This window comes from Plesiomonas sp. ZOR0011 (genome assembly GCF_000800945.1).
Taxonomy (GTDB): domain Bacteria; phylum Pseudomonadota; class Gammaproteobacteria; order Enterobacterales; family CAMTGL01; genus Plesiomonas; species Plesiomonas shigelloides.
On record NZ_JRKB01000143.1, the window covers coordinates 1 to 354 of the forward strand.

At 50.8% G+C, this 354-nt stretch carries 1 protein-coding gene; it reads left to right on the forward strand.

All coding sequences use genetic code 11. From position 1 onward, the window contains the following. Positions 1–5: 5 nt before the first annotated feature. A partial coding sequence (locus tag L975_RS17085; protein WP_255359301.1) for a contractile injection system protein, VgrG/Pvc8 family occupies positions 6–354 on the forward strand: 349 nt, incomplete at its 3' end.

A 354-nucleotide genomic window follows, 5' to 3' on the forward strand; every position in this document is an offset into this window, starting at 1 on the left:
GAGACATGGCCAATCAAACCGGATTGCAGTTTACCGTTAACGTGGGTGAGTTGCCGGAGTCAACCTTTGCTGTCGCGGAGTTTTCGCTACACGAGGCACTCAACAGCCCCTTTGAGCTGAATCTAGAGCTGGCCAGTCATCAGCCTGATATCGATTTTGCCCAAGTCTTGGAGCTGCCTTGTGAGCTGCTGATTTGGTTTGAAGGCGAACTACAGCGCCGTATTAGCGGTGTGGTGAGTCAATTCTCCCAAGGTGATACCGGTTTTCGCCGTACTCGTTATAGCATGCAGGTAAAACCGGCGTTGTGGCGTTTATCCTTGCATCACAATGCCCGTATTTTCCAAACCCAAACAC